This is a genomic window from Bartonella florencae (genome assembly GCF_000312525.1).
In the GTDB taxonomy this organism is placed as follows: domain Bacteria; phylum Pseudomonadota; class Alphaproteobacteria; order Rhizobiales; family Rhizobiaceae; genus Bartonella; species Bartonella florencae.
On sequence record NZ_HE997479.1, the window covers coordinates 1 to 986 of the forward strand.

The 986-nt window shown below is 44.5% G+C and carries 1 pseudogene; it reads right to left on the reverse strand.

Annotation, left to right across the window (positions count from 1 at the left end):
• Window positions 1-986 (reverse strand): annotated as a pseudogene (locus BN202_RS08890) (contractile injection system protein, VgrG/Pvc8 family); the annotation flags it as partial.

The following is a 986-nucleotide window of genomic DNA, read 5'->3' on the forward strand; positions in this document are numbered from 1 at the left end:
TTCTTTATCCATATGGATGACGCCGTCTCCTTCATCGCATGCATTGGGAGGGGCGTTTGGATCAAGGGTATCGTCTTTGTCTGGTGTGGTATTTGCTACGTTTTTTGCAGCATCTTCTTGGGCTTTATCAAAAAGTTCGCAGTCTATTTTTGTTGTATATCCACCTGTTTTATCAAGCTTGTGTTTGACGCTTTTGATGCGCCATTCTGCTGGAATATAAGGGCGGAAAGGGGGCTCTTGAATAAGCTTTGCTTCTGCTTGCACGAAGGGATCACCACCGATATCACATGAGAAAGAAGATTTTCCACGCGATGACTTATTGCGATAAGCAGCAATGGCCCCAACAGCTTCTGATTGGTTATGGTAGGTATATTTGAGTTCATGAAAAGGTTCTTTACCAACCTTGACTTCTTTTTTTCACCGGTGCGGATATCATGATAGCTTGCAAGTACACCGCCTTTTTTCTCTTCTTCTTGCTCTTGTTTTTCAGAGGATTGTGTTTCTGCTTTAGGCAAATTGGTGGTATCACTTTCATCCATATGGATTACATCTTCACTCTCCTCAATTTCCTCTGGTTCCCTTGCATCAGCGGCGGCTTTTTGGTCATCTCCTGCATCTGTCTTTAAGCCATTGGCGCTGCCTGCTTCATCGCGTGCACTGTATTTAAAATCCCAAGAGGTGCATTGTTTTTCATGAATGACAACGACGGGCAGTGTTTCACCGGTGATGGCTTTGCCTTCACCCCGTTTGGCAAGCACCAATTTGCCATCAACAGGCTTTGCAACAGCATCATATTCTTCTGCAAGGCGTGTGGCAAAAGCCATATCGCTTTCAGCGGTTTGATCGATGTGACGCACAACAATTTTGGCAAGATTGGGATCTACCTTTGCTGTATAGCCATTGCGCTGTGCGATCTCTTGAATGATATTGCCGAGAGTTTGCTGGTGATAAGATTGACTTTTGGGGGTTCGATAAGATGTGTTCAT